This window comes from Burkholderia sp. JPY481 (genome assembly GCF_038900515.1).
Classification (GTDB): domain Bacteria; phylum Pseudomonadota; class Gammaproteobacteria; order Burkholderiales; family Burkholderiaceae; genus Paraburkholderia; species Paraburkholderia youngii.
Window position 1 is genome coordinate 1 of the sequence record NZ_JAYMRT010000072.1, and the last position, 4326, is coordinate 4326.

General features: G+C 58.6%; 1 protein-coding gene and 3 pseudogenes. All 4 read left to right on the forward strand.

Annotated features, from left to right (window positions below; genetic code table 11):
• Positions 1–158, forward strand: a 158-nt coding sequence (locus VSR82_RS39470) for a transposase (protein WP_498858866.1), incomplete at its 5' end; no start/stop codon positions are given.
• A 741-nt stretch (positions 159–899) separates the two neighbouring features.
• Positions 900–2828, forward strand: a pseudogene (locus VSR82_RS39475) (S53 family peptidase).
• Positions 2829–2886: 58 nt separating this feature from the next.
• Positions 2887–3558 (forward strand): annotated as a pseudogene (locus VSR82_RS39480) (IS6 family transposase); the annotation flags it as partial.
• A 383-nt stretch (positions 3559–3941) separates the two neighbouring features.
• Positions 3942–4326: pseudogene (locus VSR82_RS39485) on the forward strand (type II secretion system secretin GspD); the annotation flags it as partial.

Below are 4326 nucleotides of genomic sequence, written 5' to 3' on the forward strand. Positions count from 1 at the left end.
GGCGGTGGGTGGTCGAGCGCAGCTTTGGCTGGCTCAACCGTTTCCGGCGTCTCGCACGTGACTATGAACGGCCCCCCGAAACTCTCGCCGGGCTTCATTTTGTCGTCTTCGCAATGCTCATGCTTGTTAGCGCCGTGCCAGTACTTCAAAGTTCCTAACACGCTCTATCTGTCATGATTGAACCATGTCGAGGACTGGTTGCCCGCATCCAGCGCGACTCATCACGCGCGCGGTGTCACCAGCCCCCTGGACCTCGATAACGATTGTTTCGCCTCTCCGCTCTCGATCGGTCGCGGAGCTCGGTCCGGGGCATACTGGTAGTCGGCGATGCGTACCTCGCTATGAGGGAATCGGCATACCCATGCGCAAGCACTAGCAAACCCTGCAATCCCATCATAGACCGCGATATCAGTTTTATTGAATCCGATTTGCTTGCGTCGTAGCAGAAGCTCCGGCGACAATCGCATGCGCGTCGCACTTGGAAATGATCCGCCCACATTAGAAGCGTCCGGCAGGTATCCGGCTTATTTGCTCGCGACCGGTGGGATCAACACCATAGTGACGGACTCTTATACGGAGATATATCGTACCAAGGCTCTGCGATCTCTTCCGGGGCCGCGCATATTTTGCGGCAAATTGACTTTGAGGAATCATGGCAAAGCTCGTAAGCATTAACGCAATACCCCGAATGTCGTCCAAATTTGGGATTCCATACTCCATGCAACGTTACAGACGTCGCCGCGATCTCTTAAAGAGATCGCGGTCGAGTTAAGCGTTGACGGCAACATCGTCCCGCAACCGCCGTCTGTCCACGCCGCAGTCAAGCCCTTGCGCATTGCCTGACGAGGGGCCACGTGTCTAGGCCGCGCGCCAGCTTCGTTGAATTTTCGTAGGTCACAATGCAAACAATTCATTTCGGCAATCGCAAATTCCCAAGAGCCTTTGAATTGGCGGCCCTTTCCCTTGGCGTAGCGGTCACGATGATCCCGCTGTCCGCCCGAGCGGAGACCGACTGGGTCTCGACCCGCACCCAAGCGTTCCTCCTGTCGAACGCGCCGGCGCCGGCCGGAACTTATGCCCCGCAGAGCTACTCGCTGAACAGCCTCGGCAATCCGGCGCTGACCGATACGAATGTGACGCCGCTCGAACTGAGTCAGCCGCTGCACATTGCCGTGGCCCTGAGGCACCGCAACGAGGAAACGCTCGACAGGTTCCTTCGCGACCTCAATCAGCCGGGTAGCCCCAGTTACCACAGGTACCTCACGCCGGCCGAGTTCAAGGCGCGTTTCTCGCCGACCGACGCCCAGGTCGCGGCCGTAGTCGCTCATCTGAAGGCGAACGGCTTCCTCAACGTCTCCGTGTCGGAGAACAACATGCTAATCTCCGCCGACGGCAACGCAAACAACGTGCAAAGCGCCTTCCAGACGAGCATCAAGCGCTTCAACTATAAAGGCAAGCCGGCCTATGGGAACGATTTGTCAGCCCGTGTCCCGTCATCGCTCGCCTCGAGCGTTGGTTCGGTACTCGGTCTGCAGAATGCGGTCGTGCCGCACAGCATGCTCCAACGCTTCGCGCCGGAAGCGGTCATCGAACCGGACTCCATTGAGAAGAACACGACAGACGCGTCGAAGCTGGTTAGCCACCAGCCAACCGATTTCGCGAAGATCTATGACGCGAGCAGTCTGCCCGCTGCGACCAACACGACGGTGGGCATCATCGCCTGGGGCGACATGACTCAGACCATTGCCGACCTGAACACCTTCACGCAAAACGCACACCTGCCGAAGGTCAACACGGCGGTCGTCGAGGATGGATCGGGCATCCCGGTCCCCGACGCCGATATCGAGTTTGCTCTCGACAGCCAAGTCATCATCGGCACATCCGGAGGCGTCAAGGAGCTAATCTTCTATCCGGCCATGAGCGGTCCCGGCACCGACCGTGCCACCGACACAACGGTGAACGCTGCTTACAGCAAAGCGGTGACTGATGATAAGGCGACCATCATCAATGTGTCCCTCGGGAACGACGAATATACGTCCTATAAAACCGGCGCGCTCGCCGCCGCCGATGCCGTGTTCAAGCAGGCTGTTGCGCAAGGACAGACCTTCTCAGTCGCTTCAGGCGATGCGGGCGTCTATGTTGGATCGTATTCGCCGCACGGAAACCAAGGGTACATCGGCACGTCCGACGGCGCCTCGATCACCACGATAAACGATCTGTCCAAATACAGCGTGCAGTATCCCGCGAGTTCGCCCTATGTCGTCGCAGTGGGCGGTACGATGCTCTCCACGACCGGCACCATGACGTAGGCCGGCGAAACCGTATGGAATGACGGCGCCGCGTACGCGGACTTAGACGGAACTGGGAAGCGGGTCGACAACGTGGTGCGCATCTGGGCGACGGGAGGGGGCAAGAGCGTGTACGAAGCCGCGCCCAGTTGGCAAACCGCGGCGCTCGGCAGTTCGGTGACGAAGTGTGTCCTGCCGGACGTGGCGTTCGATGCTGCGCGATCGACTGGCGCCTACATCATCTTCAACGGGCAGAAGATGAAGTCGCCAAGCGGCGGCACGAGCCTCGCGTCACCGATCTTCGTGGGCGGCTGGGCGCGGCTCGAATCGGCCACGAACAACAGCCTCAGCCTGCCAACGCCGGCGTTCTATGAGAATCTCCCGGGCAATACGGCGCTGCACCACGACGTGACAGCAGGCAACAACGGCTACCATGGCTACGGCTTCACTGCGACGTCAGGCTGGGACATGGCTACGGGCTTCGGCAGCTTGGACTTCGCGAAGATCAGCGCGGCAATCCCAAGTTGGCGCGCGCAGTAAGGTTCCGTCGCGTCAGCGGGGTCGAGCAAAGTCTTTCGAATCCCAATGTGTGACCTGCATGACGCCAAACACGAAAACACCGCGCACGAGGCAGTCCGCCGGTATTGGCAAGGTGTTTAAAGCGGCTGCGTTATGCGTTGGACGTGATTCTGATGTGTGCGCTGGTGCGTTGCGTACCAGCTGAGTTTACGTAATCTGGATTTGAAATGATGGACGAACGGAGTATTCAGGTCGATCCTCAAGCGTGCACCACTGGATGCAAGCTTGTACGGTTGCTTCAAAAAAGAGTTTCGCGAATGCAAACACTCGATGGGCGGGAGCCGGCGCATGGACGAAACCTATGTGAAGGTCAAGGGCACAATGGATGTGCCTGCTCTTCGTCATCGGTAAGGCTGCTAACACGGTCGATTTCCTGTTGCGTGCCCATCGCTACAGGGTCGCCGTTCGACGTTGCTTCGAGAATGCGATTGCACGGAAAGGTGCGCCCGAAACGGCTGCCGTTAACAGAGGCGGCAGTCGATCTGGGTGCGCTCAAAGTGCTCAACGCCGGGCGGCCCACACCGATCAATGTCCGTCAGAACAGGGGCCTGACAAAATCATCGAGCAGGAAGGACCATCGCGCCATCAGGCGCATCGTCGCACTGATGATTCGATCGAGGATTTCCGGTGCGTGCGCATCATCCGCTCCGGTCTCCACAACATGCACATGATCCGAAAAGGGCAAATCAGAGTTCGTTTGCGGGTGGCCATTGTGGCCGGAACTTTCTCTTCTACGAGCAGATACGCGCGACGGACTTCATTCGGGTCGAACAACAAGGCGGCAACCAAATTCCATCAGCGTTGGCATTTGCGCATCAGGTAGGTCACGCGCCATGCCACCACGATAGGCAAGGTCGGCGCGCTCAATCCGGCCGACGGCAGCCAGTTGAAGGTTTGACTCTGCAGCCGTCATTGGCAATGCCCAATTCTCCCTGATCCGGGAGCGCCCGAAAGGTGCGCTTCGTTGTTTTCTGGCCGTCCTTCCATCAAAATTATGCAAGGGCAAACCTGCCGTTTCTTCGCACCCACATTGAATTCTAACCAGAATCAAAAAAATTTCGGATAACAAATCGTATGGCTTTATCTCGCGTCTTAACCGCATTGCTGCTAGCTGGACTGATCACGGGGACGACCGCACACGCACAGGTGACACTCAACTTCGTGAACGCCGATATCGACCAGGTCGCGAAGGCGATCGGCGCGGCCACCGGCAAGACGATCATTGTCGACCCACGCGTCACAGGTCAGTTGAACCTAGTATCGGAAAACGCAGTGCCTGAGGATCAAGCGCTGAAGACGTTGCAATCGGCGCTTCGCATGCAGGGCTTCGCACTCGTGCAGGATCATGGCGTGCTGAAAGTGGTGCCCGAGGCCGACGCCAAGCTGCAAGGCGTGCCGACCTACGTCGGCAACGCGCCGACGGCGCGCGGCGACCAGGTCATCACGCAGGTCTTCACGC